24 protein-coding genes are annotated in these 26,622 nt (G+C 69.3%); 13 read left to right on the forward strand and 11 right to left on the reverse strand.

What is annotated here, in order from left to right:
- Positions 1–2: 2 nt before the first annotated feature.
- Positions 3–1,526: a CoA-acylating methylmalonate-semialdehyde dehydrogenase gene (locus QTH86_RS06085; protein ID WP_286645565.1), complete on the reverse strand. Its 1,524-nt coding sequence runs from the start codon at positions 1,524–1,526 to the stop codon at positions 3–5.
- Positions 1,527–1,641: 115 nt separating this feature from the next.
- On the opposite strand from QTH86_RS06085, the gene QTH86_RS06090 reads away from it, so the two are divergent.
- The gene (locus QTH86_RS06090) at positions 1,642–2,535 is read left to right on the forward strand and encodes a LysR family transcriptional regulator (protein WP_286645564.1); all 894 of its coding nucleotides are present in this window, start codon (positions 1,642–1,644) and stop codon (positions 2,533–2,535) included.
- A gap of 21 nt (positions 2,536–2,556) precedes the next feature.
- On the opposite strand, the gene QTH86_RS06095 is transcribed toward QTH86_RS06090, so the two are convergent.
- Both QTH86_RS06095 and QTH86_RS06100 read right to left on the reverse strand, forming a co-directional pair.
- Entirely contained in the window at positions 2,557–3,903 is a 1,347-nt protein-coding gene (locus tag QTH86_RS06095; RefSeq protein WP_286645563.1) for a sigma-54 dependent transcriptional regulator, read from the reverse strand.
- Between the two features lie 8 nt (positions 3,904–3,911).
- Positions 3,912–5,228: an acetate kinase gene (locus QTH86_RS06100; protein WP_286645562.1), complete on the reverse strand. Its 1,317-nt coding sequence runs from the start codon at positions 5,226–5,228 to the stop codon at positions 3,912–3,914.
- 464 nt (positions 5,229–5,692) lie between these two features.
- Between QTH86_RS06100 and QTH86_RS06105 the strand changes: the two genes are divergently transcribed.
- From QTH86_RS06105 to QTH86_RS06120, 4 genes are all read left to right on the forward strand, one after another.
- On the forward strand, positions 5,693–6,955 hold the full coding sequence (locus tag QTH86_RS06105) for a hypothetical protein (protein ID WP_286645561.1): 1,263 nt from the start codon (positions 5,693–5,695) through the stop codon (positions 6,953–6,955).
- An 89-nt stretch (positions 6,956–7,044) separates the two neighbouring features.
- Complete coding sequence (locus QTH86_RS06110) at positions 7,045–7,410, forward strand: hypothetical protein (RefSeq protein ID WP_286645560.1); 366 nt, start codon at positions 7,045–7,047, stop codon at positions 7,408–7,410.
- A gap of 12 nt (positions 7,411–7,422) precedes the next feature.
- Complete coding sequence (locus QTH86_RS06115; protein ID WP_286645559.1) at positions 7,423–8,109, forward strand: C39 family peptidase; 687 nt, start codon at positions 7,423–7,425, stop codon at positions 8,107–8,109.
- A complete protein-coding gene (locus tag QTH86_RS06120; RefSeq protein ID WP_286645558.1) occupies positions 8,109–8,735 on the forward strand; it encodes a hypothetical protein in 627 nt (208 codons plus the stop codon). Before QTH86_RS06115 ends, QTH86_RS06120 begins: the two co-directional genes overlap by 1 nt.
- Before the next feature lie 5 nt (positions 8,736–8,740).
- Here QTH86_RS06120 and QTH86_RS06125 read toward each other — a convergent pair whose 3' ends face one another.
- From QTH86_RS06125 to bglX, 3 genes are read right to left on the reverse strand one after another with little or no spacing between them, the layout of a single operon-like run.
- The gene (locus tag QTH86_RS06125; RefSeq protein WP_286645557.1) at positions 8,741–9,154 is read right to left on the reverse strand and encodes a surface-adhesin E family protein; all 414 of its coding nucleotides are present in this window, start codon (positions 9,152–9,154) and stop codon (positions 8,741–8,743) included.
- Positions 9,155–9,212: 58 nt separating this feature from the next.
- Positions 9,213–10,610 (reverse strand): CoA transferase, encoded by a 1,398-nt coding sequence (locus tag QTH86_RS06130; RefSeq protein ID WP_286645556.1) that lies wholly within the window; start codon positions 10,608–10,610, stop codon positions 9,213–9,215.
- 23 nt (positions 10,611–10,633) lie between these two features.
- Positions 10,634–12,919, reverse strand: a complete 2,286-nt coding sequence (bglX, locus tag QTH86_RS06135; protein ID WP_286646752.1) for a beta-glucosidase BglX — start codon at positions 12,917–12,919, stop codon at positions 10,634–10,636.
- A 326-nt stretch (positions 12,920–13,245) separates the two neighbouring features.
- Here bglX and QTH86_RS06140 point away from each other — a divergent pair, with 326 nt between their 5' ends.
- Complete coding sequence (locus QTH86_RS06140) at positions 13,246–14,916, forward strand: glucan biosynthesis protein G (protein ID WP_286645555.1); 1,671 nt, start codon at positions 13,246–13,248, stop codon at positions 14,914–14,916.
- A gap of 106 nt (positions 14,917–15,022) precedes the next feature.
- The gene (locus QTH86_RS06145; protein WP_286645554.1) at positions 15,023–16,534 is read left to right on the forward strand and encodes an MFS transporter; all 1,512 of its coding nucleotides are present in this window, start codon (positions 15,023–15,025) and stop codon (positions 16,532–16,534) included.
- Positions 16,535–16,580: 46 nt separating this feature from the next.
- On the opposite strand, the gene QTH86_RS06150 is transcribed toward QTH86_RS06145, so the two are convergent.
- The gene (locus QTH86_RS06150; protein WP_286645553.1) at positions 16,581–17,219 is read right to left on the reverse strand and encodes a 3-oxoacid CoA-transferase subunit B; all 639 of its coding nucleotides are present in this window, start codon (positions 17,217–17,219) and stop codon (positions 16,581–16,583) included.
- A gap of 1 nt (position 17,220) precedes the next feature.
- Positions 17,221–18,033 carry a CoA transferase subunit A gene (locus QTH86_RS06155; RefSeq protein ID WP_286646751.1) on the reverse strand — a complete coding sequence of 271 codons (813 nt, stop codon included), beginning with the start codon at positions 18,031–18,033 and terminating at the stop codon, positions 17,221–17,223.
- Between the two features lie 88 nt (positions 18,034–18,121).
- Here QTH86_RS06155 and QTH86_RS06160 point away from each other — a divergent pair, with 88 nt between their 5' ends.
- The 3 genes from QTH86_RS06160 to QTH86_RS06170 all read left to right on the forward strand — a co-directional run bounded on the left by QTH86_RS06160 (position 18,122) and on the right by QTH86_RS06170 (position 20,791).
- Positions 18,122–18,742, forward strand: a complete 621-nt coding sequence (locus tag QTH86_RS06160; RefSeq protein WP_286645552.1) for a LuxR C-terminal-related transcriptional regulator — start codon at positions 18,122–18,124, stop codon at positions 18,740–18,742.
- 151 nt (positions 18,743–18,893) lie between these two features.
- Positions 18,894–19,124, forward strand: a complete 231-nt coding sequence (locus QTH86_RS06165) for a hypothetical protein (protein WP_286645551.1) — start codon at positions 18,894–18,896, stop codon at positions 19,122–19,124.
- 74 nt (positions 19,125–19,198) lie between these two features.
- Positions 19,199–20,791, forward strand: coding sequence for an OpgD/OpgG family glucan biosynthesis protein (locus QTH86_RS06170; RefSeq protein WP_286645550.1), 1,593 nt, complete (start codon positions 19,199–19,201; stop codon positions 20,789–20,791).
- Positions 20,792–20,810: 19 nt separating this feature from the next.
- Here QTH86_RS06170 and QTH86_RS06175 read toward each other — a convergent pair whose 3' ends face one another.
- On the reverse strand, positions 20,811–22,295 hold the full coding sequence (locus tag QTH86_RS06175) for a GGDEF domain-containing protein (protein ID WP_286645549.1): 1,485 nt from the start codon (positions 22,293–22,295) through the stop codon (positions 20,811–20,813).
- Positions 22,296–22,464: 169 nt separating this feature from the next.
- The gene (locus QTH86_RS06180; protein ID WP_286645548.1) at positions 22,465–22,935 is read right to left on the reverse strand and encodes a ribonuclease HI family protein; all 471 of its coding nucleotides are present in this window, start codon (positions 22,933–22,935) and stop codon (positions 22,465–22,467) included.
- Between the two features lie 172 nt (positions 22,936–23,107).
- Between QTH86_RS06180 and QTH86_RS06185 the strand changes: the two genes are divergently transcribed.
- The 3 genes from QTH86_RS06185 (at position 23,108) to QTH86_RS06195 (ending at position 26,169) form a co-directional block, all read left to right on the forward strand.
- Complete coding sequence (locus tag QTH86_RS06185) at positions 23,108–23,803, forward strand: LuxR C-terminal-related transcriptional regulator (RefSeq protein ID WP_286645547.1); 696 nt, start codon at positions 23,108–23,110, stop codon at positions 23,801–23,803.
- Positions 23,804–23,865: 62 nt separating this feature from the next.
- Positions 23,866–24,804, forward strand: coding sequence for a DedA family protein/thiosulfate sulfurtransferase GlpE (locus tag QTH86_RS06190; protein WP_286645546.1), 939 nt, complete (start codon positions 23,866–23,868; stop codon positions 24,802–24,804).
- A 117-nt stretch (positions 24,805–24,921) separates the two neighbouring features.
- A complete protein-coding gene (locus QTH86_RS06195; protein WP_286645545.1) occupies positions 24,922–26,169 on the forward strand; it encodes an MFS transporter in 1,248 nt (415 codons plus the stop codon).
- 16 nt (positions 26,170–26,185) lie between these two features.
- Here QTH86_RS06195 and QTH86_RS06200 read toward each other — a convergent pair whose 3' ends face one another.
- Positions 26,186–26,587 (reverse strand): FKBP-type peptidyl-prolyl cis-trans isomerase, encoded by a 402-nt coding sequence (locus QTH86_RS06200; RefSeq protein WP_286646750.1) that lies wholly within the window; start codon positions 26,585–26,587, stop codon positions 26,186–26,188.
- Positions 26,588–26,622 lie beyond the last annotated feature (35 nt).

The following is a 26,622-nucleotide window of genomic DNA, read 5'->3' on the forward strand; positions in this document are numbered from 1 at the left end:
GGTTACTTGAGGCTGATGGTGGTGTTGACGCCCTGGCTCACCGTGCTGTCGTCGAACCAGCGCGCGGTCACCGTCTTGGTCTGCGTGTAGAACATGATGACCTGCTTGCCGTACGGCCCGAGGTCGCCCAGCTTCGACGCGCGCGAGCCGGTGAAGGAGAACATCGGCACCGGCACCGGGATCGGCACGTTGATGCCGACCTGCCCCACGTCGATCTCTTCCTGGAACTTGCGCGCCGCCGCACCCGACTGCGTGAAGATGGCGGTGCCGTTGCCGTTCGGGTTGGCGTTGATCAGCTCGATCGCCTCGTCGATGGTCGCGGCATTGGCCAGGCACAGCACCGGGCCGAAGATCTCCTGTTCGTAGATCACCATGCCGGGCTTCACGTCGGCGAAGACCGTCGGGCCGACGAAGTTGCCTTTCTCGTAGCCGGGCACGGTGGGCTTGCGGCCGTCGAGCGCCAGCGTGGCACCGTCGGCCACGCCGCGTTCGATGAGGCCGTTGACCCGCTCGTAGGCCGCGCAGGACACCAGTGGCCCGACATCGACGCCCTTCTCCGTGCCCGCACCGATCTTCAGCGTCTTGGCCTTGGCGACCAGGTCGGGCACCCATTTCTGCGCGTCGCCCACCAGCACCGCGACGGACACCGCCATGCAGCGCTGGCCCGCCGCGCCGAAGCCGGCACCGGCCAGCGCGTTGAGCGTCTGCTCCTTGTTCGCATCGGGCATGACGATGGCGTGGTTCTTCGCACCCATCATGCATTGCACGCGCTTGCCGGTCGGGATGGCGCGGTTGTAGACATGCGTGCCGACCTTGGTCGAGCCGACGAAGCTGATCGCCTTGATGTCCTTGTGATCGCAGATGGCGTTGACCACCGCTTCGCCGCCATGGACGACGTTCAACACGCCCGCCGGGATGCCCGCCTGCAGCGCCAGTTCGCACAGGCGCATGGTGACCATCGGGTCCTGCTCCGACGGCTTCAGCACGAAGGTGTTGCCAGTGACGATCGCCATCGGGAACATCCACAGCGGGATCATCGCGGGGAAGTTGAAGGGCGTGATGCCGGCGCACACGCCCAGCGGCTGCAGCAGCGTGTACGTGTCGACGCCGTTGGCCACGTTGTTGGCCAGCTCGCCGAGCTGCAGGTTGCCGATGCTCGCGGCATGCTCGACCACCTCGAGGCCGCGGAACACATCGCCCTCGGCGTCCGGCAGCGTCTTACCCTGCTCGGCCGTGAGGATGGCGGCGAGTTCGCCCATGTTCTCGCGGATGAGTTGCTGGTACTTCAGGAAGATGCGGGCGCGGGCGCCGATCGGCGTCTTCTTCCACGTCTTGAAGGAATCCTTGGCGGAAGCGACCGCGGCATCGACTTCCGCAGGCGTCGCGAACGGCACGCGGGCCAGCACTTCCTGCGTGGCCGGGTTGACGACATCGCGCCATTCGGTCGTCTTCGACTCGACGAACTCGCCGCCGATGAGCAGCTTGACGGTGGCGACCTGCGTGGTCGGCTTGACTTTGGCATCCATGGATTTGTCTCCTTGTCGATCTGGGGCCGGATGGCGGCGAACGGACGATGCTAGCTTTGCAGTTTTGCCATAGCAATAGACAAATACGCACCCACGATCTGCATAATCGCAACGCATGGACTGGGACAACCTGCGCTTCTTCCTCGAACTCGCACGATCGGGCACGCTGCAGAGCGCGGCACGCCGATTGGCGGTCGACCACACCACGGTGGCGCGTCGCATCCAGGCCCTCGAAAAGCAGGTCGGCTCCCCCCTGTTCTCGCGCGAGGCCGGTGGCCATCGGCTGACCGAGGCCGGCCGCCGCCTGCAGCCGCAGGTCGAGGCGATGGAGAACGCGTTCCGCAGCGTCGAGAGCGCGGCACCCGCCTCGCACGAAGGCCTGTCGGGCGTGGTGCGCATCGGCGCGACCGAAGGCTTCGGCACCGTGGTGCTGGCGCCGCAGCTCGCACTGTTCGCTGGCCGGCACCCGAAGCTGGTGATCGACCTGCTCGCCATGCCGCGCCTGGTGCACCTGTCGCGGCGCGAAGCCGACATCGTGATCTCGCTGGAGCGGCCCGCGCGCGGCCCGGTGGTGGTGACCAAGCTCACCGACTACACCCTTCGGCTGTACGCGTCGACGGCCTACCTTGCCAAGCACACCGCCATCAAGACGCGCGACGACCTGCGCGGCCACACCTTCATCAGCTACGTCGACGACCTGCTCTTCAGCAAGGAGCTGCAGTACCTGGACGAACTGCACAAGCCCGACAGCTTCGCGCTGCGCAGCACCAGTATCCTGGCGCAGCATGCGGCGGTGGTGGCGGGCGCCGGCATCGCGGTGCTGCCGGCCTTCATCGCCGAGCGCGACACGTCGCTGAAGGCGGTGCTGCCCCAGCAGGCGCATTTCACGCGCACCTTCTGGATGTCGATGCCGGCCGAGACCAAGCACCTGGGCCGCATGCAGGCGGTGTGGAGCTTCGTGCGGGAGACCGTCGAGGCCCAGCGCAGCGTGCTGCAAGGGCCGGCCTGACGCGCCACGGTCCACCGGCGATCAGCCCGGGGAGGCGATCCGGTGCTTCTCCATCAGGCGGTACAGCGTCATCCGTGAGACACCCAGCTCACGTGCCGCGTGCGTGACGTTGCGACCGGTCCGGTCGAGCGTGAAGCGGATGGCATCCCGTTCGGCCAGGGTACGCGCCGCGTCGAGGCAGACGCCGTGCTCATGCTCGTCGCAGCTCAGTTCCAGATCGTCGGGCGCGATGAGCCGGCTGTCGGTCATGACCACGGCACGCTGCACGCGGTTGAAGAGCTCGCGCACGTTACCCGGCCAGTCGTGCGCCATCATGGCGGCCACCGCCTGGCGGCTGAAGCCTTCGACCTTGGTGGTGCGAAGGTCGGCACTGCAGCGGCGGTAGAAGTGCTGGGCCAGCATCGGCACGTCTTCCTTGCGCTCGCGCAGCGGCGGCACCGTGATCGACAGCACGTGCAGCCGGTAGTAGAGGTCTTCGCGGAACTTGCCGCAGGCCACCGCCTCGGCCAGGTCGATGTGCGACGCGGCCACCACGCGCACATCCACCGGCAGGCTGCGCGCGCCGCCGACGCGCTGGATCGTCTTCTCCTGCAAGAAGCGCAAGAGGTTGGTCTGCAGGTCCAGCGGCAGGTCGCCGATCTCGTCGAGGAACAGCGTCCCGCCCTGGGCCGAGGCGATCAGCCCGCGGCGGTCGGTCAGTGCGCCGGTGAAGGAACCGCGCTCGTGGCCGAACAGTTCGGATTGCGCCAGCGCCGGCACGATGGCGCCGCAGTTCACCGCCACGAAGGGGCCGTCGGCGCGCGCCGAGCCGTGGTGGATCGCCTGGGCCGCCAGTTCCTTCCCGCTGCCGCTTTCGCCACCGATCAGCACGGGCGCCTCCGTGACGGCGACCTTGCGGATCTGCGTGCGCAAGCGCGCCATGGCGGCGCTCTGACCGACCATGCCGAGGCTGTCGGCCCCATGGGCCGGTGCGGCTTCGCGGCAGGTGGCCCGCAGGCTGGCGCGGCGGTGCGCATGCGCCAGGATCTGCAGCAGGCAGCTGGGGTCGACCGGCTCGGTGTGGTAATCGAAGAAGGCGTCGGCCACCAGTTCGCGGAAGGCGGGCAACTCCATCGCGCGCCCCGGGCACAGGACCACCCACTCGGCCCCATCCGTCGGCCGCACGACGGCGTCGAGTGCCGCGGTGATCGCCAGGTCGACCTGGTCGAGCAACACCAGGCAGCAGGAGATCCCCATGCGTTGCCGCAGCCGCTGCACCGCCGACAGGTCCGTGACCCAGAACAGCTCCCACCCTTCGGCGCGCAGATGGCGCTCGAGCCCGGCCGGCCGCGTATGCGGCACCACGCAGAGGAGTCGTCGCGCCAGCATGTCGCTGCCTAGAACGTGAAGGGAATGCGCGCCGTGAGGGTGAGGTCCGGGGTGTCCCGTGTCAGGCCTGCGCCCACGGAGATGTTCACGCTCGTCTTGGGGCTGTAGCGGTACGAGTAGCCGAGCATCAGCGTCGCGAGCTGGGTGCGGACCGACCCCGGGACCGGGGTGCCGTTCAGCTTGACGCGGCCCACCGAGTTCAGGTCGACCCCGATGCTGAAGGCCGACTTGTCGTTCAGCGCCAGGCCCATGCCGAAGTTCATGCCCAGCACGTCGCCGGCGCGGAAGTCGCCGAGGAATTCGCTGCCGCCGTCGCGCACCGTCCGGCTCACGTTGTTGCGCTTGAAGTTGTAGGCGTAGCTGAAACTGCCGAAGAACACGACCGGGTCCGAGGGGAACAGCCAGGTCAGCCCGGGCTGCAAGGTGTAGAAGCCCGAGCCGGTGGGCAGGTCCAGCGGCAGCCCGGTGCCGGTGGTGTTGCCGATGCAGCGTGTCACGCAGTCGGTCACGACCTCGAACGGGTCCTTGCCCGTGCGCGACTTGAAGCGCAGGGTACCGATCATGTAGGGCGTGGAGGCGCTGCCCTCGTTCAGCTGGTAGCGCCCCGTGACCTCGACGTCGCCCAGGTCGCGCCCGCTGGTGTTGAACACGTTGTCGATGGCCGAGCCGGTGAAGATCTCGCGGCTGACCGTGGAGTTGGAGCGGTACACATACGGCACCTTGGCCTCGATCTCGAACCGGTTGCTGATGCCGAAGCGCCCGGTCAGCGCGGTGGTGAAGGTGTTCTGCTTGACCTGCCGCACGTCGACCAGCCCGATCAGCAGCGACGGGATGATGGTGTAGCCGACCAGCGCCACCTGGTTGCTCGACGAATAGGCGTACTGGAAGGAGGGCTCGAGGATGGTCGTGCCCTTGGGCGTGAGGATGCCCGGCTGCTCGAACAACGGCGCCACGTTGAGGGTCCGTGCGTCCTGGCTCGGCGCCTGCCCGACCTGCACCGCACGCGGTGCCATGGCCACCGGTGGCGGCTCGGCAGGCGGCGGCGCGACCGCCGCGCGCTCCGACTCGCGGGCCTGGTTCTGGCGCTCGGCCAGGGCCTGCTGGAGCTCCTGCTGGCGCGCGGCCTGCTCGGCGATCGACTTGCGCAGCGCCTCGATCTCGCGCCCCTGCTCCGCCACCTGCCGCTGGAGCTCGGTCACGGGCGATGGCGGCGGCCGTCGAGCCGGGGGGCGCGGCGTCGTGGTGGTCTGCGCATCGGCCAGGCCGCCGATGCTCGCCGCGCCGGCGCAAACCGCCGCGCGCAAAAAAGCCTTCGAGTTATTCATACAACCCTCTTGTCTCTCGTACTTTTTTGGTCCGCGGCGGATACTAACTTTTTCGTATTTGATTCGATGGTTTGCAATTGGAAATATTCGTAAGCGCATGTTCATTATTCCTTGATAGAAAAATCACCTACACCTTCAGAACACAGGCTTATATATTTCGCTCCGCCAATGCGCCTAGGTCGATTGGCCGCCACGCGCCTGCGACACCGCTTCTCGCCGCCCCACCGTCCAGGGCCTTGTCGGCAAACGATTTTTTCTTGATCTTCTGGTTTTTGATGTCACACCGATGTGACACTCGGCGCCGAAAAAAGATGAACGCAAAGGTTTCAATGGCGCCGATATGTTGGCGTTCACAGGGCCAATTCAATGCGCGCGCCGGCTGGCACTGAATTTGCAGTTCGGCATTTGTTGGGCGCAAGCACAACCATTGGCAGAGAAATTCAACTCAACCATCAGGAGACCTCATGAAAAAGACACTTCTCGCTTCGTCGATCGCGCTCGCGCTGGGCATGGCCGGCTCCGCAGTGGCCCAGACCACCACCCAGTCGGGCGGCGGCGCGAATGCCTCGGATGACGCGCTCGCGCTGCAACTGAGCCTGAGCGACAACAGCACCCGAACCCGTACGACGACCACCACCAACACCGACTCGAGCACCAACTCCAGCGACAGCCGCGACCAGAGCATGTTCCGCGACTCGGGCGCAGCCCGGGCCAGCGCAGCGCGTTCGGTGGCCATCAACAACGGCTCGACCGGCACCTTCTCCAACGCCTTCAACCAGACGACGGCCACCGCCAGCAGCAGCTTGAGCGGGGTGGTCACCGGCAACAACGTGAGCGGGATCGGCAACTACGCCTACAACACCGGCTCGGCGGCTGGCGGTACCGGCAACGGTGGCTATGGCGGCCGCGGTGCGGGCGGCTCTGCCTCGGGCAGCGGCCAGGGCGGCAACGGCGCCGTGGGAACCGGCGCGGTAGGCGCCACCGGCGGCAGCGCCTCGAACGGCGCGATCAGCCACGGCAGCGCGACCAACGGCAGTGCCAGCGCAGGCAACGGCGCCTACGGCTCCGGCGGCGGTGCCTCGGGCACCAATTCCGGTGGACAGGCGCGTGCCAATGGTGACAACGGCGGCTCCGGCGGCTATGGCAGCGGCAGCGGCAGCGGCGGCAATGGCGGCGTGAGCGGCGGCAGCGGCAGTGCCAACGGCGGCGGCGGCCTGCTCGGCGGTTCCGACGGCGGCACCAGCGGCAACACCGGCACGGCCGGCGCTGGCGGTTCCGGCACCGGAACGGGCAGCGGCGCGGCAGGCGGCGCCGGCGGCATGGGCGGTACGGCCACCAGCAGCAACACCGGCGCACGCACGGCCGGCAGCGGCCTGGGCGGCAACGGCGGCGCGGCCAGCAATGGCAGCGCGACCAACGGCAGCGCCAGCAACGGCAACAACAGCGCCGGCAGCGGCGGTGCGGGCGGCAGCGGCACCGGCGGTGCGGGTGGCGCAGGCAGCGGTGGCACCAACACCGCAGCGGGCGGCACCGGTGGCGTGGGTGAAGGCGGCAGTGGCGGTGCGGGCGGGGTCAACAGCGTGAGCGCCGGCACCTTCAACATGTCGAACACGATGACCTCGGTCGGCCAGTCGGCGGCCGGCATCATGATCGCCAACCAGCAGAGCGGCATCAGCAGCCTGGTTCAGCAGAGCGTGAACGTGCAGGCCAACCTCAGCGTGCGCTGAGGTACGGCAACGGCAACCCGCCGTCCGCGACGCGTGCCTCGCGCATGCGTCGCGGCGCGGTGGCGTCTTTCCTTTTTCGAGGAGCGATCATGCGAAATCTGCCTTTGCGACGCCGCCTGGCGATGGCGGCGGTTCCCCTGCTGCTGCCCCTGCACTTGCTGGCCCAGACCGGCCCGATCGACGCCGCGCCCAGCGCGCCGACGCGCAGCGCCTTCGCCCAGCCGGTGGATCCCGACACGCTCTCGACCCTGCGAGGGGGCCGCGAGGTCACACAGAACGACATGCGGCTCGACGGCATCACCGCCGGCAACGTGGCCGACCATGTCTCGACCGGCACCAACACGATCGCCGGCGGCGCCTTCTCCGGCATGAGCGGCCTGCCGCTGGTGGTCCAGAATTCGGGCGCCAACGTGCTGATCCAGAACGCCGTCATCGTGAACGTGAAGATGCAATGAGGGAGGCACGCCATGCCACGCCATCTCCTCCTCTGGCCCGCCGCCCTGCTCTGCGCCAGCCTCGCGCAGGCGCAGGGGCGCGTGCCGCAGATGACCGAAATCGCCGGCGGCAGCTACGCCGTGCCGGTGCGCACCCTGCAGCAGATCAAGCAAGCCGGCACCCTGATCCAGCAGTACGACTTCAGCTGCGGCTCGGCCGCCGTCGCCACGCTGCTGACCCACCAGTACGGCCGCCCGACCACCGAGCGCGAGGTGTTCGAGCACATGTACGCCCATGGCGACCAGGCCAAGATCCGCCGCGAGGGCTTCTCGCTGCTCGACATGAAGCGCTTTTTGCAGACGCGCGGCTTCGAAGCCGATGGTTTTCGCCAGCCGCTGGACAAACTCCGCGAGGAAGGCCTGCCCGCCATCGCGCTGATCACCGAGAACGGCTACCACCACTTCGTCGTGGTGAAGGGCCTCGACCGCGACCGGGTGCTGATCGGCGACCCGGCCAGCGGCACGCGGGCCGTGCCGCGCGCTACCTTCGAGGCGCAGTGGCAGCAGAAGCTGCTCTTCGTCGTGCATAACCGCATGGACCTGGCGCGCTTCAACCAGGCGGCCGACTGGCGCGCTGCGCCTTCGGCACCGCTGGCCAGCGGTGTGATCCGCGACGTCTTCGCGAATGGTGTGCCGCGCAACGGCCCGGGGCAATTCTGATGGCCCGCCATCGGCTCGCCACCTTCGGCCTCTTCATCGGCCTCTCGCTCGGCGCTGCTGCCAGCGCCGGGGCCGGCACCGGCGCGCGCGACACCACCTGGATGACCGTCGGCGACGACACGCTGGCGGCGATGCGCGGCGGCTTCGACCTGGGCGGCGGCGTGATGGCGTCCTTCGGCATCAGCCGCGTCGTCACGGTGAACGGCGTGGTGCTGAGCAGCACCTCTTTCCAGTTGCCTGATCTGGGCCGCATCACGGCGGCGCAGGTCGCCGCCTTCGAGCGCTACCTGGGCAGCACCAGCGTCGTGCAGGTCGGCAGCGGCAACACGGCGCCGACGGTGACGCCGACGGCAGACGGCGGCGCGAGCGTCGCCAGCAGTTCGGGCAGTTCGGGCAGCACGGCCGCATCAGGCAATGCGGGGGCATCGGGGAACTCAGCCAACGCAGGCAGCGCGACCACCACGTTCAGCTCACCAGCAACCGTCGTCCAGAACACGCTGAACAACCAGGCGATCCAGACCCGCACCGTGATCGATGCCACCACGAACGCCCTGAGTCTGGCGCGGGGCGCGAACACGGCCGCGGCGCTGCGCGATGCGCTCACGCGCGCGGTGCCCGGGCGTTAGCAGGTCTAACCGCACGCCGCCCGGACGATGCGCTGCGTCGGGTTGGGCGCCATGTCCTTGAACAGCATCGGCTTGGGATCGTTCGTGTAGTCGGTCCGTGTGTGGGCGTCGCCCCGCCACAGCGGCTCGCCATAGAAGCTGGCCCGCCGGTAGTGGGCACGGCGTGCGTGGCAGTCGAACACCACTTCCGATGCGTAGGAACGGTAGGCCACGCCCTCCCAGTTGTGGCGCTGCGTCGAGCGGCTCACGCGCACGTGCATGACCCGCGCCTCGCGTTCCCGCAAGACGGACACGGGATCGACCTCGACGGTGTCGACCGTCGGGTCATTGGGATTGCCGGCCACGGTGAACCAGGTGCTCTGCGCCTGAGCCCAGGTCGCGCCGGCCAACACCACGGCCCCGATCCACCACGTCTTCACATCTGTTCCTCTGTCAGCAGGTGACCCGAGCGTGCCACCCCACACGTCCGCTGTCCCCTCATGGCCATTGCGCAGGATGCGTGCCAGGCGGCATCGACGGCCGGCGCCAGAACGCCGGCGTGCGGGCGAGCTGTGCGCTGTGGCGCAGCGCCTGCAGTTCGCCGAAGCCGGACGCGCTGCTCTCGATGTAGGGCGCGAGATCGGCGATACCGGGCCTGGGCACGTCGAGCCCACCCGGCACGCGGCCCAGGCTGCGCAGCCACTGGCCGGTCTGCGCCAGCGACACCTGCACGTGCCAGCTGCCACCCTCGCGCTGCTGGCGCCACAGCGCGGCGGCAGCCCCGAAGGCGATCAGGTAGCCCGTCGCCTCGTCGAGGATCTGCATCGGCATCGGACGCGGCTGGCCGTCGCCCTTGGCTTCGCCCTCGGCGTGGTTGAAGCCCATGGCCGTCTGCACCAGCGAATCGAAACCGCGCCGCGCGGCCCATGGGCCCTGCGTGCCGTAGGCGCTCAGCGACACGCAGACGATGCCCGGCCGCAGGCGCGCCAGCGCCTGGGGGCCGAAGCCCAGTTCTGCGATGCCGCCGGGCCGGTAGCCCTGCACGAAGACATGCGCATCCGCGACCAGGCGCTGCAGCGTGGCCTGCCCCTCGTCGCTGCGCAGGTCGACATGGGCCGACAGCTTCCCGCGGCTGGTGTCGGCGATGGCCTCGATGTTGGGCAGCCCCGGCGAATTGACCAGCAGCACCTCGGCACCGTAGGCCGCGAGCGCACGGCCGCCGACGGGGCCGGCCAGGATGCGCGTGAGGTCGAGCACCCGCAGGCCGGCGAGCGGTGGCTCGTCGTCGTCCAGCGGCGGCAGCGCGCGCGGCGCGGCATCACCGATGCGCTCCAGGGTGAAGAGCGGCTGCACGGCGACCGCGCGGCCCTGCGGCGTCGCGTCCCAATCGTCGAAGCGGCGCAGCGCGGTGACGACCAGCCCACGCTCGGCCGCGGCCTGCTCGAAATCGAGCGCGCGCCAGCCCAGCAGGGCCTGTTCGGCATCGCTGCGCTGCGCCCCCTCGGGGTCGAGGCCGAGCAGACGCAAGGCGCCCTCCCGGTGATGGCGGAAGTTGGCGTGGATGCGCACGTGGCCGTCGGCGCAGCGGTACAGGCCGGAGAAGGCATCCCACAGATCGGGCACCCGGCCGTCGAGGCTGAACCAACCGGTGCATTCCAGCGCGGCATGCCGCATGTCGACCGCCACCGCCTGCCGCGGCGTGCCGCGCGCATGGCCCAGCTCGCAGGCGGCCAGCGCCGCGGCCGCGATGCTGGTCTGCGCCGCCGCGCCGACGGCGAAGGACGACGGCAGCACCGGGTCGGCCCCCGTCAGGTGCGCGAAGGCGAGCGCTTCCGCCGGCAGGCCGGCCTCTTGCCAGAGTGGCCGAAGAAAGGACATCGCATCGGTATCGGACATCGCTCGCAACTCCCTGTTGTTCCCTAGCGCAGTTCGAAGCTCGTCTGCTTCACGGCCTGCGAATCGAGGCCGATTTGCACGTTGAAGGCGCCCGGCTCGGCCACGTGCTGCAGCTGCGCGTTGAAGAACTTCAGCTTCGATTCGTCGATGGTGAAGCGCACCACCTTCTCCTCGCCCGGCTGCAGCGCCACCTTGCGGAAGTCCTTGAGTTCCTTCACCGGCCGCACCACCGAGGCAGCCACGTCCTGGATGTAGAGCTGCACCACCGTCTCGCCGGCGCGCTGGCCCATGTTCTTCACGGTGACCGCCGCCTCGACCTTGCCGCCGCGACCCATCGTCGCGCCCGAGAGCACCACGTCGGACAGCGCGAAGTCGGTGTAGCTCAGGCCGTAGCCGAAGGGGTACAGCGGCCCGGTGACTTCCTCGAAATACTGGGAGGTGTAGTTGCCCGGCTTGCCTTCGGTGAAGGGGCGGCCCAGGCGCGCGTGGTTGTAGTAGGTCGGGATCTGGCCGACCGAGCGCGGGAACGAGATGGGCAGTTTGCCGGACGGGTTGTAGTCGCCGAAGAGCACGTCGGCGATGGCGTGGCCGCCTTCCATGCCGGTGTACCAGGTCTCGAGGATCGCGTCGGCTTCCTGCTGCTCGCGCTGCAAGGCGAGCGGGCGGCCGTTCATGAGCACCAGCACCAGCGGTTTGCCGGTGGCCTTGAGCGCGGTGATGAGGTCGCGCTGGCTTTGCGGCAGGTCGAGGTTGGTGCGGCTGGACGACTCGTGCGACATGCCGCGCGCCTCGCCGACGGCGGCGACGATCACGTCGGACTGGCGCGCCGCGGCCACGGCCTCGTCGATCATCGCGGCGGGCGTGCGCTTGTCCTGCGTGACCTCGGGCGTGTCCCAGTTCAGGAAGTTGAGGTACTTGACGATGCCTTCGTCGTTGGTGATGTTGGCACCGCGCGCATAGAGCACGCGGCCCTGCGTGCCGACGGCCGTGTTCAGGCCGGTGCGCAGCGTGACGGCGTTCTTCGAATTGCCGGCCGCCGACCAGCTGCCCAGCATGTCGATGGGCGCGTCGGCCAGAGGGCCGACCAATGCGATGGTCTTGGACTTCGCAAGCGGCAGCGTGCGGTTGCGGTTCTCGAGCAGCACCATCGACTTGCGGGCGACCTCGCGCGCCGCGGCCCGGTGCAAGCGGCTCTCGGCATCGAGATCGGCCGGGTCGTCCTTGGCCACGCCGATGCGCAGGTAGGGGTTGTGGAACAGGCCCATGTCGTACTTGGCGCCCAGCACCTCGCGCACCGCGTTGTCGATCTCGCGCATGGCCACGTCGCCCGACTGCACCAGCGCCGGCAGCTCCTTCAAGTAGACCGAGTCGGCCATGCTCAGGTCGATGCCGTTCTTGATCGCCAGCTTGGCGGCTTCGCGCTCGTCCTTGGCCACGCCGTGGCGCATGAGTTCGACGATGGCCCCGTGGTCGCTCACGCTCACGCCCTTGAAGCCCCAGTCCTTGCGCAGCAGGTCCTGCATGAGCCAGGTGTTCGATGTGGCCGGCACGCCATTGATCGAGTTGAGCGCGACCATCACGCCACCGGCGCCGGCGTCGATAGCGGCGCGGTAGGGCGGCAGGTACTCGTTGTACATGCGCATCGGGCTCATGTCGACGGTGTTGTAGTCGCGGCCGCCTTCGACCGCGCCGTACAGCGCGAAGTGCTTGACGCTGGCCATGATGCGATCGGCCGGCACCGGCCGCGTGCCCTGGAAGCCCGTGACCGTCGCCTTCGCGATCTCGGAGACCAGGTATGGGTCTTCGCCGAAGCCTTCGGAGGTGCGGCCCCAGCGCGGGTCGCGCGCGATGTCGACCATCGGCGCGAAGGTCATGTCGACCGAGTCGCCCGCAGCTTCCTTCGCGGCCGTGCTGGCCATCAGCTTGACCGCCTCCATGTCCCAGCTCGATGCCAGGCCCAGGCCGATCGGGAAGGTGGTGCGGTGGCCGTGGATCACGTCGTAGGCGAAGAACATCGGGATCTTCAGCCGGCCCTTCATGGCAGCGTCCTGCAGCAGGCGGTTGTGCGGCCGGTTCACCGAATTGAAGGTGCCGCCCACGCGGCCCGCGGTGATCTCGTCGGCCAGTTGCGCGATGGGCATCTCGGGGCCGATGCTGATGAGACGCAGCTGGCCGATCTTCTCGTCGAGGGTCATCTTCCCGACCATGTCGGCGATGAACGTGCCCTTGTTGGCCAGCGCGGAGGGATCATGCTGGGCGAAGGCCAGCGGGCTGGCCAGGCCGGCCGCGAGGGCCAGCAGATGCGACATCTTCATTCAGTCTCTTTCTCGGAGGATGGTGCGAAGCCGGTCTTTGCCGACAAGGCCTCACATTCGGCGATGCTAAGCTAAGACCATGTTGGCAAGCCGACGTTCCACACACCCTGCCAGACCTGCGAGACCTCCCAAAGCGCGGCAGGAATATTGCTTCTGACTCGCCGGTGCGCGAGCCGAGAGTGTCGCGGCCCCCAGCGCCCGACCCTGTCGGTATTCGCCGCATGGCCGCGCAGTCGTTTCGATATGCACGACGCCGCGGCGATGCAGCGCCGATCCATCTCCCCTCGTCCCCTGTGCCTTCTGCTTATGGAATCCACCGCATGACCCCCACCGCACGCCACAAGAAGAAACCATCGATCGCCCTGCTCTGCACCGGTGCGCTTGCGTCGCTGTTGTGCGCCGCGCAGGCGCATGCCTTCTCGCTCGACGACGTGACGGCGCGGGCCCGGGCGCTCATGGAAAAGCCGTACGTAGCGCCGGTGAGCAACTTGCCGCCGGTCTTCAGCAGCATGCAGTTCGCCGACTACCAGAAGATGCAGCCGCGCACCGACCGCTTCGAGTGGCGCGACCAGCCCACGCCCTTCCGCCTGAACTTCTATCACCAGGGCATGCAGTTCAACGCCCCGGTGCGCATCAACGAAATCAACGGCGACGCGGTGCAGGAGATCAAGTACGACCCGGACCGTTTCGACTTCGGCAACCTCAGCTTCGACAAAGGCGCCACGAGCACGCTCGGCTACGCCGGCTTCCGGGTGATGTACCCGATCAACCAGCCGGGCAAGGACGACGAGATCATGAGCTTCCTGGGCGCGAGCTACTTCCGCGTCATCGGCAAGGGCCAGGTCTACGGGCTGTCGAGCCGCGGGCTGGCGATCGACACCGCGCCGCCCGGCGGCGAAGAGTTCCCGAACTTCCGCGAGTTCTGGGTGCAGCGCCCCTCGGGCACCGACAAGCAGTTGGTCATCTACGCGCTGCTCGACTCGCCACGCGCCACGGGGGCCTACCAGTTCATCTTGCAGCCCGGCGGCAAGGACGCGGTGGTCGACGTGCAGGCCAACGTGTTCGTGCGCGGCGACATCAAGTCGTTGGGCGTCGCGCCGCTGACCAGCATGTTCCTCTACGGTCCGAACCAGCAGTCGGAGCTCAAGCGCAGCTTCCGCCCGGCCATCCACGACTCGAACGGCCTGGCGATCCACACCGGCGCCAACGAATGGCTGTGGCGCCCGCTGAACAACCCGAAGAACCTGGCGATCAGCACCTTCAGCGTCGACAACCCGAAGGGCTTCGGCCTGCTGCAGCGCGGCCGCGAGTTCTCGCGCTTCGAAGACCTGCGCGACCGCTACGACCTGCGGCCCAGCGCCTGGATCGAGCCGCAGGGCAACTGGGGCAAGGGCAAGGTCACGCTGATGGAGATCCCGACGCCCGACGAGACCAACGACAACATCGTCGCCTACTGGACGCCCGACGCGCCGACGCAGCGCGGCCAGATGCTGCAGTTCGCCTACCGGATGCACTGGACCACCGACGAGCCGGCGCTGCACGGCCAGGACAACGCCTGGGTGCGCCAGACCTTCCACACCGACGGCGAACAGTTGCAGGCCAACCTGATCCGCGCGCTCGACGGCAGCAGCGCCTTCCTGATCGACTTCGAAGGGCCGGTGCTGGCCAAGCTGCCGCCCGGTGCGCCGCTGAGCGCGTTGGTGAGCGTGGGCGACAACGCCGAGCTGCTGGAGAACTCGGTGCAGCGCAACCCGGCCATCAAGGGCGCGCGCGTGCAGCTGCGGGTCAAGGTGAAGAACCCGGCCCTGCCGGTGGAGATGCGCGCGGCCCTGATGCAGGGCGACAAGGCGCTGAGCGAAACCTGGAGCTACCAGCTGCCGCCGAACCCGCCACCGGCCGTCGCGCCTGCGGCGACGCCCCCGCTCGCCACACCGGCCAACACCCCGGCGGCCCCATCGACCACCGCACCGGCCGCCCCGCCGGCGCGCTGATCCGTACCGGACCTCGCGCCGCGCCGGCAGAGGCCGAGCGCCGCACGGGGACGAGCGCTTCTCTGTAGCATTTCGCCTTTACAGAGACCGGCCCTCGCGGCATCGCATGCGCTCATCCCCCCTTACAACGAACCGGCCGCTGGTCATCGCGTCGATCATGGCCTCGATGGCAATGGTGGCGATCGAGGCCACCATCGTCTCCACCGTGATGCCGCAGATCGCCTCGTCGCTGGGCGGGCTGCACCTCTACAGCTGGGTCTTCGCGTCCTTCCTGCTGGCGCAGACGGCCATGACCGTGGTCTTCGGCAAGCTTTCCGACCTGTATGGGCGCAAACCGGTGATGTTCGCGGGCATCGCGATCTTCCTGGTGGGCTCGGTGCTCGCGGGCTTCGCCTGGTCGATGCCCGCGATGATCGCCTTCCGCCTGATCCAGGGCGTCGGCGCGGGCGCCATCCAGCCGGTGGCACTCACCATCGTCGGCGACCTGTACCCGGTGCGCGAGCGCGGCAAGGTGCAGGGCTACCTGGCCAGCGTGTGGGCGGTGTCGGCCGTGCTCGGGCCGATGCTCGGCGCGCTCATCGTCCAGAAGCTGTCCTGGGCCTGGATCTTCTGGATCAACATCCCGATCGGGCTGCTGGCGGCGGCGGGCTTCTGGTTCTTCCTGCGTGAAGCGCCGTCGGTGCGTCGCAGCAGCATCGATCTGATCGGCGCCCTGCTCTTCACGGTCGGCATCGCCGCCCTGATGATCGCGCTCACCGAATTCGGCATCGGCAACAACGGCACGGCAGGCGCCTGGGCGCTCTGCTTCGTCGTGGCGGCCGGCCTCTTCGTCGTGCAGGAGCGCCGCGCGCCCGACCCGATGGTCTCGTTCCGCCTGTGGGGGGCGCGGGTGATCGCGACCGTCAACGGCGCGTCGATGCTGGTGGGCATGTCGCTCATCGGCATCACGACCTTCCTGCCGATGTATGTGCTGGTGGTGCTCGAGCGTTCGTCGGTGGTGGCCGGGCTGGCCCTCACGATGGTGATGCTCGGCTGGCCGCTGGGTGCCACCCTCGCCTCCCGCACCTTCCATCGCTTCGGTCTGTGGCGCGTGGTCTTCGCGGGGTCGGCCCTGATCCCGCTGGGCGCGCTGGCCTTCGTGCTGCTGCGGCCCGGCAGCTCGCCGATGCTGGCCGGCGCGGGCTCCTTCGTCATCGGCCTGGGCTTCGGCCTGCTGAGCCTGGGCTCGCTGATCCTCATCCAGGAATCGGTCGAACTCTCGCAGCGGGGCATCGCGACCGCATCGAACATCTTCTCGCGCAACCTCGGCAGCGCGCTGGGCGCCACCTTCTTCGGTGCCATCTTCAACGTGGGCCTGAGCCGTGCGAACGGCGGCGCGTTGATCTCGGAAGAGCAGTTGCGCCAGCTGCTGCAGGGCGCGCATGGCGGCACCGCCCCCACCGTCAGCGATACCGCCATCCGCGCGGCGCTGGCCGGCTCGCTGCAGTTCACCTTCCTGATGATGCTGGTCGTGACGCTGGGCATCGTCGTGCTCGCGCTGGTGCTGCCGCGGCAGGGCCTGGGCATGCGCACGGCCGAGTCGCCAACGAAAGAGGCGCTGCCGCAGAACCTGCACTGAGTGCAGGTCCGGCGGTTCAGCGCCTCCGGCTTTTCAGGTCCGTGGATCAGCGGATCAGCGGCACGCCGGTCTTGGCCTGCAGCGCATCGAAGCTGACGCCGTCGGCCAGCTCGATCACCTTCAGGCCCTCGGGCGTCACGTCGAGCACTGCCAGGTCGGTGATGATGCGGTCGACCACGCCCACGCCGGTCAGCGGCAGGGTGCACTGCTCGAGGATCTTCAGGTCCTCGGTGCCGTCCTTCTTCTTGGCCACGTGTTCCATCAGCACGATCACGCGCTTGACGCCGGCCACCAGGTCCATGGCGCCGCCCATGCCCTTGACCATCTTGCCGGGGATCATCCAGTTGGCCAGGTCGCCCTTGGCGCTGACCTGCATGGCACCCAGGATCGACAGGTTGATCTTGCCGCCGCGGATCATCGCGAAGCTGTCGTGGCTGCCGAAGATGGCGCTGCCCGGCAGCGTCGTCACCGTCTGCTTGCCGGCGTTGATCAGGTCGGCGTCGACCGCGTCCTCGGTCGGGAACGGGCCGATGCCCAGCATGCCGTTCTCGCTCTGCAGCCAGACTTCCTTGTCGCCGGTGTGGTTGGCCACCAGCGTCGGAATGCCGATGCCCAGGTTCACGTAGAAGCCGTCTTCGAGTTCTTGGGCGGCACGGGCCGCCATCTGGTCTTGGGTCCAAGGCATGTCAGGCTCCCTCTTTCTTGTTGGCGGGGACTTGGGGGACGGGCACGTCGTCGATCACCGCGGCCTGCGCGATCACGGCCTGCGCCTCGACCTTGGCGGCCTCGACATCCACCGGCGCGGCAGCGCTCACCGTGCGCTTCTCGATGCGCTTCTCGGGGTTGGCGTTGAGCACGATGCGGTGCACGTAGATGCCCGGCAGGTGGATGTCGTCGGGCGCCAGTTCACCCAGTTCGACGATCTTCTCGACCTCGACGATGCAGACCTTGCCGGCCATCGCCGCGGCCGGGTTGAAGTTGCGCGCCGTCAGGCGGAAGCGCAGGTTGCCGGAGGTGTCGGCCACGTCGGCCTTGACCAGCGCCACGTCGGGCACCAGCGAGCGTTCCATGACGTAGGTCTCGCCGTGGAACTCGCGCAGCTCCTTGCCCTCGGCCACCTGTGTGCCGACCCCGGTCTTGGTGAAGAAGGCCGGGATGCCGGCGCCGCCGGCGCGCAGCTTCTCGGCCAGCGTGCCCTGCGGCGTGAATTCGAGCTGAAGTTCGCCGGCCAGGTACTGGCGCTCGAACTCCTTGTTCTCGCCGACGTAGCTGGCGATCATCTTCTTGATCTGCCGCGTCTCGAGCAGCTTGCCGAGGCCGAAGCCATCGACGCCTGCGTTGTTCGAGACGACCGTCAGGTTCTGTACCTGGCTTTCCTTGAGCGCCTCGATGAGCGCTTCGGGAATGCCGCACAGGCCGAAGCCGCCGACGGCGAGCATCTGGTCGTCGGCGACGACGCCGGCCAGCGCCTCCTTGGCGGAGGCATAGATCTTGTTCACCATGGGTCGTGATCCTCGCGAGGTGCGTGTGAATGAGAGGGAAACTGCCTGCGACGATACTACGTACCCGCATACGTAGTATTTCGTAATGGAGACACCCGAGAGCGCCTCGCCAGCGACCACCGCCATCGACTACCGGCTGGCCTTCGAGCATGCCCCGGTGGGCATGGTGCTCTCGCGCAACCGCACGATGGTCGACTGCAACGAACGGCTCTGCGAGATGTTCGGCGCCGCCCGCGAGATGCTGGTGGGCCAGTCCTTCCGCGTGCTGTACCCGAGCGTCGCCGAATTCGAGCGCATCGGCAAGCGCATGGTGCCGATTCTCAACGCCAGCGGCCGCTATGCCGACAACCGCATGATGCGGCGCCTGGGCGACCTGCACGGCGCCTTCGCCGGCGAGACCTTCTGGTGCCACGTGACCGGCCATGCGCTCAACCGCGACGCGCCGCACGAGGCTGGCATCTGGACCTTCGAGGACCTCGGGTCGCGCCGGACGGCCAAGGCCCCGTCGACAGGCTCGGGGCAGGCCCAGCTCACGCCGCGCGAGCGCGAGGTGGCCGCGCAGGTGATGCAGGGGCGGACCTCCAAGGAGATCGGCAAGGTGCTGGGCATCAGCCACCGGACGGTCGAACTGCACCGCGCCCGGCTGATGCGCAAGTACGCCGCGGCGACCACGGCCGAGCTGGTTCAGAAGCTGATGGCGGGCTGATCGGCGGCCGGCGCCGGCCGCCCGGACGCACGCAGATGCCGATTCCGGTAGTAGTTGGCATCGTCCGACACCTGCATACGCCATGTAGCCAATGGCCCAGGGCTTGCGCTGCCGATAGATTGGCATCGTCCCGTTTCCTTCAGGCCACGCCATGCTCACCACCGTTCAGAAAGCCGACATCCTCCGCAAGAGTGGCCTCGACATTCCTGCCTGCCCCGAGGCGGCGCGCGAATGGACGAGCCGGGTCGACGCCCTGTTCGTCGACTATGTCGCCGCCCGGGCGGCCAAGAGCCTGCGCGACGCCGAGGAAGTCCGGCAGCTCGACCTGCTGCGCCGCATGTCGACACGGTCGTGGGGCAAGGCCTCGGCGGAATTCGCCTGATCCTGACGGACTCGTAGCAAGGCCGGCCCTGCGCCTACAGCGCCCGCACGGCATCTTCGGCAGCATGGAAGGCCATGCTCGACCGACGCACCTTTCTCGCGGCCGGCGGCGCCGCCGCGGCGTCCACCGCCCTGGGGACCCCCGATACAGCCTTCGCCGCCACCGGCCTGAAGCTGGGCCGCCCCGGCCCCTTTTCCTTCGACCGCCTCGCCGCGCAGGCCGAAGCGCTGGCGGGACGTCCCTTCGTCGCCGTGCCGACGCCACCAGCCGCCGTGCTCGATCGCATCGACTACGAGGCGCACGGGAAGATCCGCTTCGACACCGGCAGCGCCCTCTTTCGCGACGGCCCCGGCACCTTCCCGGTCACCTTCTTCCACCTCGGGCGCTTCTTCCCGGCACCGGTCCGCATGCACCTGATCGAGACCGCGGCCGGCGACGGCTTCGAGCGCGAGATCCTCTATGACCCCGGCTACTTCGACATGCCGGCCGACAGCCCCGCGCGGCAATTGCCCCCGGGGGCCGGCTTCGCCGGTTTCCGCTTCCAGGAGAGCCGGCGGGGCGACGCCAAGGCCCCGGACTGGCGCAAGAACGACTGGGTCGCCTTCCTCGGCGCCTCCTACTTCCGCGCCATCGGTGCGCTCTACCAGTACGGCCTGTCGGCTCGCGGCATCGCGCTGAACGTGGCGGTGCCGGGCCAGGCCGAGGAGTTTCCGGCCTTCACCCACGTCTACTTCGAACCGCCGACGGACGGCGGCGACAGCGTCACGGTCTTTGCCTTGCTCGACGGCCCCAGCCTCGCGGGCGCCTACCGCTTCGTGATGCAGCGCGGGCAAGCCGTCGTGATGGAGGTGGACTGCCGGCTGTTCCTGCGTCGCGACGTGGCGCGCCTGGGCATCGCGCCGCTGACCTCGATGTACTGGTATTCGGAAACGCGCCCGACCGCCGCCGACTGGCGCCCGGAGGTGCACGATTCCGATGGCCTGGCGCTGTGGCGCGGCAACGGCGAACGCGTCTGGCGTCCGCTCAACAACCCGGCGCAGACCACGGCATCCGCCTTCGCCGATGCGCAGCCGCGCGGCTTCGGCCTGCTGCAGCGCGACCGCGCCTTCGACCACTACCTGGATGGCGTGCATTACGAGCGGCGACCCAGCCTGTGGGTCGAGCCGATCGGCGACTGGGGCGAAGGCGCAGTGCAGCTTATCGAAATCCCGACGGACGACGAGATCCACGACAACGTCGTCGCCTTCTGGGTGCCCCAGGCGCCGGCGACCGCCGGTATGCACTACCGGCTGCGCTACCGTTTGCACTGGACCGACGCCGAGCCCTACCCCGCGCCGCTGGCACGCTGCGTGGCCACCCGCACCGGCCGCGGCGGGCAGCCGGGCAAGCCGCGGCCGGCCGGCGTGCACAAGTTCATGGTCGAGTTTGTCGGCGCGCCGCTCGCCGCGTTGCCCTTCGGCACGCGGCCCGAACTCGTGCTGACCGCCACACGCGGCAGCTTCTCGTACACCTTCGCCGAACCGGTGCCCAACGGCGTGCCGGGACACTGGCGCGCGCAGTTCGACCATGCGGCCGAGGAGAACGAGCCGGTGGACCTGCGGCTCTTCCTGCGCCACGGCACCCAGGCGCTGTCGGAGACCTGGCTCTGCCAGTACCGGCCGTCCTAGCGCAGCGCGGACGGGCGGCTCAGACGCTGCGACTGCGGCGCTGCTTCTTCTCGGCCAGCATCCGCTTGTCGGCACGGTCGAGCAGCACTTCCAACTCGGAGTCGCCACCGATCGCCACGCCGACGCTGCAGCCGACCCCGTTCCCCAGGGCCGCGACCGCCGTGACGATGCGCTCGGCGGCGTGGGAACTCACGCTGGCGATCTTGTCCGCCGGCGCACACAGGCAGGCCGCGAACTCATCACCGCCGATGCGCCCGACCACATCGCTGCCGCGAAGACTCGTGAGCAGCACCTCGGCCACGCCCTTGAGCACCCGGTCGCCGGCCTCGTGGCCGTACCGGTCGTTGACGTCCTTGAAGCCGTCCAGGTCGATGTAGAGCAGCGCGACGCGGTCGTCGTGGCCGCCGATCCGCGCGGCATCGATGACGGCCGCCGCGTCCTGCATGAAGAGCGCGCGGCCGCGCAGGCCGGTCAGCGCATCGCGCCGGGCCGCGTCGAGCTCGGCGATCGTGCGGCCCACGCTTTTGCGGGCGGAGGTCAGCGCCATCGCCAGCTGGTCGATCTCCGTCACGGCGCTGGAGGTGTGGACCGTGTCGCCCCCCTCGCGCACCGCCCCGATGACGGCGCGGATGCGCTTGCGCAGCACATGCGCGACGAAGAGCGCGCACACGATGCCCAGCGCCGCACAGACGAGCCCGCCCAGCAGCACGCTGGCCAGCGCGGACCGGACCTCCCGGTCGATCGCCGCCGACGATCGGCCCACCACCACCTTCCAGCCGAAGGCCGGCACGTCCGCGATGCGGGTGATGACCTCGACGCCGTCCTTGGTCTGCGACCTGAACGACGTCAGCCCGCGATCGAGCGCGTCGTTCAGCGACGTCGTGCTCGGCTCACCGACGAAACGCTGCGAATCCTGGGAGCGGGCCACGATCCGGTGCTGCCGGTCGAGGACGACGGCAACCCACCCGGGCGGCCATTCGGCCTCGTTCAACCGGCCCGTGATCGCATCGCTTTTCAGGAAGGCGGTGATCGCGTAGAGGTTGTCGCCACCTACCTTCATCGGCACCGTCAACGCCACGAGCCCTTCCCGGCTGCGTTCGTCGACAAAGCCCGGCGAGACCTCGGGCTCGCCGCCCGCGAAGACACGCAGCGTCGCCTGGCTGGCGGGCACCGGCGGCAGGTCCTGGCCGAAGGCTTCGTCGGTGCGCAACAACTGCCGGCCGTTCCTGTCGGCCAGACGGAACGCCGCGATGCGGGGGTCGGCCACCACGACGCGCCGGGCGAATTCGTGGAGCGTGGAGAGGTCGCCGTTGATCATGATGTCCGACTGCGCGAGCGTGCGAAGCTCCAGCTCGACGCTCTTGAGTTCCTGCTGGACGGCGATGGCGGACGCAGCCGCCCGGCGCCCGAGCGCCTCCTGACCCTGTACCTGCCGCTCCGCCACCCGGTTGCGGAAGGTGAAGACCGAATAGATGAGCATGGGCAGCGTGGCGAGCAGGCTCACGAGCAGCAGCCAGGCGAACAGGTTGAAGCGCAGGACACCGGGCCCCTTTTTTCTTGGAATGGCTTTCATCGCGCGGGCAGAACCTCGGTGGACATCGGTGGCATCGGGACACGGCCCCGAGGATAGACGGGACGGCGCATGCGGCCGGGCCGTCCCGCCGCAGCGGCATTCAGCGCCTGCGCCCGCCCGCCCCCGGCTTGCGGACCGGCTTGGGCGCCAGCCCCAGCGCCGCTCGGGCCAGCGCGTCGGCCTCGGCATTGCGGTGTCGCGGCACCCAGTGCACGCTGCTGCGCGCCAAGCCCGCGAGCAAGGCCCGGGCCTGGTCGAACAGCGGCGCGAGGCGTGCCACCGGCGGCCCGTCGCCCTCGCCCCGAAGCTGCTCCACCAGGATGCTGTTGTCGCTGTAGAGGCGGGCCGCCGTCGCGCCCTGTGCGATCAGCCGCTGCAGCGCGGCCATCAAGGCCCGCAGCTCGGCCTCGTTGTTGCAGCCGCGCTCGGGGGCCGCCTCCGACAGCGCCTGGCGGCTGCCGTCCGGCGCGACCAGCACCGCACCCAGCCCCATGCGTCCCGGATTGGGCTGGGCACTGCCGTCGCAATGCACGACCCAGCAGGGAAGATCGGACGCATCGGTCGGCAACATGCCCCTGACGCTACCACCGAAACAAAGCGCTCCGGCCCGCCGTGCGGAGGGCCGGCGTCACGCATTGATTGCCACTTTGTTTCACCTGACATATGGCCGGGGGTGCTTCGACACGGGACGCCAGCATGGCGTCACGACACTGGCGGTCCCCCCAACGCTCCGGAGAACGCCCATGCAACATCTCGCCGACCGACTTCAGGTGCTCGTGATGCACGACGAGCCGCTGGTGGCCATCGGTCTTGCCACCGCGCTGCGCCAGCAACCCGACTTCGATGTCTCGGTGCACGGCGTCGACGCCGACCCGGCCTCTGCCGACATCGTCATCGCCGACTACAACGGCGGCGTGGCCTGGGCCCTGCAGGCGCGCAAGCACGCGCATCCGCTGTGCCGGGTGATGGTCGTCACCACCATCGACCGCGAACGCGAGGTGCGCGCCGCCCTCGAGGCCGGCGTGCACGGCTACCTGCTGCTGAGCTGCCAGTTGCAGGAGCTGGCCGACGGCATCCGGTCGGTGGCGCGCGGGGCGCGGGCGCTTTGCGCGGCGGTCAGCCATCGCCTGGCCGACAGCCTGATCCACGAGGCGCTCACGCCACGCGAACTCGACGTGCTGCAGCTCATCGCCGAAGGCCGCGGCAACAAGGCCATCGCCAGCGGGCTCGACATCGCCGTGGGCACCGTGAAGACCCACGTCAAGGCCATCCTCGGCAAGCTCGACGCGCGCAGCCGCACCGAAGCAGCCGCCGTGGCGTCGCGGCGCGGGCTGATCGCCATCGAGCGCGAGGTGCGGCGCCCGACCCTGCCCGTGCCCTCGCACTTCATGCGGCCCACGCCGCATGTTCCCCGCTACTCGGCCGCGCAAGCCGCCTGATGTTTCTTTCGGTCGGCGCATGGGCGCCGGCAACGCGGGGACGAAACGGTTAGATTGCCCGCATGCAAGAACTGTTGTCCCTGGCCACCGAGCGCGGCGTCGCGGTGGTCTTCCTCGCCACGCTCGCGGCGCGGCTGGGTGCGCCGATCCCCGCGTCGGCGGTGCTGGTGGTGGCGGGCGGGCTGGTCGCCATGGGGCAGATCCCCCTCTGGTCCACGGTGCTGGGCGCGCTGCTGGGCAACCTACTGGGCGATGCCGCCTGGTTCTATGCCGGGCGCCGCTTCGGCCACCGCATGATGCGGCTGCTGTGCAAGGTGTCGCTGTCGCCGGACACCTGCGTGCGGCAGAGCGAATCGCTCATCACGCGCTGGGGCGGAGCCTCGCTGATCGCCGCCAAGTTCGTGCCGGGCGTGTCGGTGGTGGCACCGCCGATGGCCGGCGCGCTGCACATGTCGACGGCGCGCTTCGTCGGCTTCGACACCCTCGCCGCGGCCATCTGGTCGGCCGCCTTCCTGATTCCCGGCTGGCTCTTCAGCACGCAGATCCAGGCGGTGCTCGATGCCATGGCCGATGCCGGCGCGGCGGCGCTGCTGGTGCTGCTGGTGGCCGTGGCCGCGGGGATCGGCCTGCGCTACTGGCGGCGGCGCGCGATGCTGCTGGCCATCGACATCCCGCGCGTCACGGTCGACGAACTGCACGAGCTGATGGCCTCGGAGGCGCCACCGGTGGTGATCGACGTGCGCTCGCCGGCGGGCGCCGAACTCGAACCACGCCGCATTCCCGGCGCCCTGGTGCTGCATCTGCAGGACATGAAGAAGAACCGCGGCATCCCTGAGCTGCCCCATGACCGCCATGTCATCCTCTACTGCAACTGCCCCAACGAAGTGACCGCCGCCATGGGGGCGCGGCTGCTCGCGGCACAGGGCGTGAAGCAGGCACGGCCGCTGGCCGGCGGCCTGGACGCCTGGCTCGCCTCGGGCCACCCGACCGAGGTCGGCTGAAGCACAGCGCATTGTTGGCCGCAGGGAAACACACTGCTGGCCCACGGCCCCTTGGTCTCATCGCGCAGGGCGACCACACTGCGAGGCCCTTTCGCCACGCTGCGGCCTGCCTTCCCGATGACGCCTTCTTCCTCTTCCTGCACCACCTGCGACGACCTGCTCGACGCGCCGCCCGCCCGGGCCGCAACCACCCCGGCCGACGCCTCGCGCGCCGCCTGGCTCGCGGTCGGCTCGATCGCCGTCGGCACCTTCGTGATGGTGACCACCGAGTTCCTGCCGGTGGGCCTGCTCACCGACATCGCGCGCGGGCTGAACGTGTCCGACGGCACGGCCGGCCTGATGATGACCATGCCCGGCGTGCTCGCCGCCATCGCCGCACCGGCGCTCACGGTGGCCGCCGGCCGGCTCGACCGGCGCACCGTGATGATCGCGCTCAGCACCTTGCTGCTGCTGTCGAACCTGCTGGCCACCTTCGCCCCGAACTTCGGCACGATGCTGGCCGCGCGGCTGCTGCTCGGCCTGTGCGTGGGCGGCTTCTGGGCCTTCGCACCCGGCGTCGGCACGCAGCTGGTGCCGCCCATGGCGCAGGCCCGTGCGATGTCGATCATCCTGGCCGGCATCTCGGTAGGCACCGTGCTCGGCGTGCCGGCCGGGGCGCTGCTGGGCAGCGTCGCCGGCTGGCGCTCGGCCTTCGCCGTGTCGGCGGCGTTGACGGTGGTGGTGCTGGCGATGCAGCTGTGGCTGCTGCCGGCGCTGCCGGCCGCACGCGCCATCCGGCCGCGCGACCTGCTGTTGCCGCTGACCCGGCGCCTGTCGCGCGTCGGCCTGGGCGCCATCGTGCTGCTGGTGGCCGGCCACTTCGCGGCCTACACCTACCTCAAGCCCTTGCTGCAGGCGGTGTTCGGCCTGTCGCCCGTGCTCGTGACCGCCCTGCTGCTGACCTACGGCGCTGCCGGCTTCATCGGGAACTTCATCGGCGGGCACCTGGTGGCGCGCAGCCCGCGGCTCGGCCTGCTGGCCACGGCCGTGCTGCTGGCCGCCTCCCTGGCGATGTCCACGATGGTGGGTGACGGGCTGCTGGCCGGCGCTGCGGTGGTGCTGGCCTGGGGCGTCGCCTTCGGGATGGTGCCGGTGGCCGCCACCGGCTGGATGCTGAACGCACTGCCCGAAGCGCCGGAAGCGGGCCAGGCGATGCTGGTGACCGCCTTCCAGGTGGCGATCGCCTCGGGCGCGCTGCTCGGCGGGCTCGTGGTGGATGGCAGCGGCATCGCGAGCGCCATGCTGCTCGGCAGCGCCCTGGTGGTGGGCGCCGCACTGGTGACGGGCACGCTGGGCCGCGCGCCGCGCGTGCTGACCGCCCCTTAGCGCGCCTTCAAGCGCCTCAGCGCCCCTTGACGGCGAGCAGCTCGACCTCGAAGTTCAGCGTGGCGTTCGGCGGGATCACGCCGCCGGCGCCGCGCGCGCCGTACGCGATGTTCGGCGGGCAGACCAGCTTGGCCTTGCCGCCCGGCTTCATCTTCTGCACGCCCTCGGTCCAGCACGGGATCACGCCCGAGAGCGGGAACTCGATCGGCTCGCCGCGCTTGTAGGAGCTGTCGAACTCCTTGCCGCTGTCGGGGAAGGTGCCGCGGTAGTGGACCTTGACGGTGTCGCTGGCCGCAGGCGAGGTGCCGCTGCCTTCCTTGAGCGACTGGTAGATCAGGCCGCTGGGCGTGGTGACCGGGGCGCTCTGGGCCGAGGCGACAGACAGGGCCGAAACGGCGGAGATGGCGCACAGCGACACGAGGGTCGCCTTGAAGATGGATCGCACGAGAGCTT

The organism is Variovorax sp. J2L1-78, from assembly GCF_030317205.1.
GTDB classification, from domain to species: domain Bacteria; phylum Pseudomonadota; class Gammaproteobacteria; order Burkholderiales; family Burkholderiaceae_C; genus Variovorax; species Variovorax arabinosiphilus.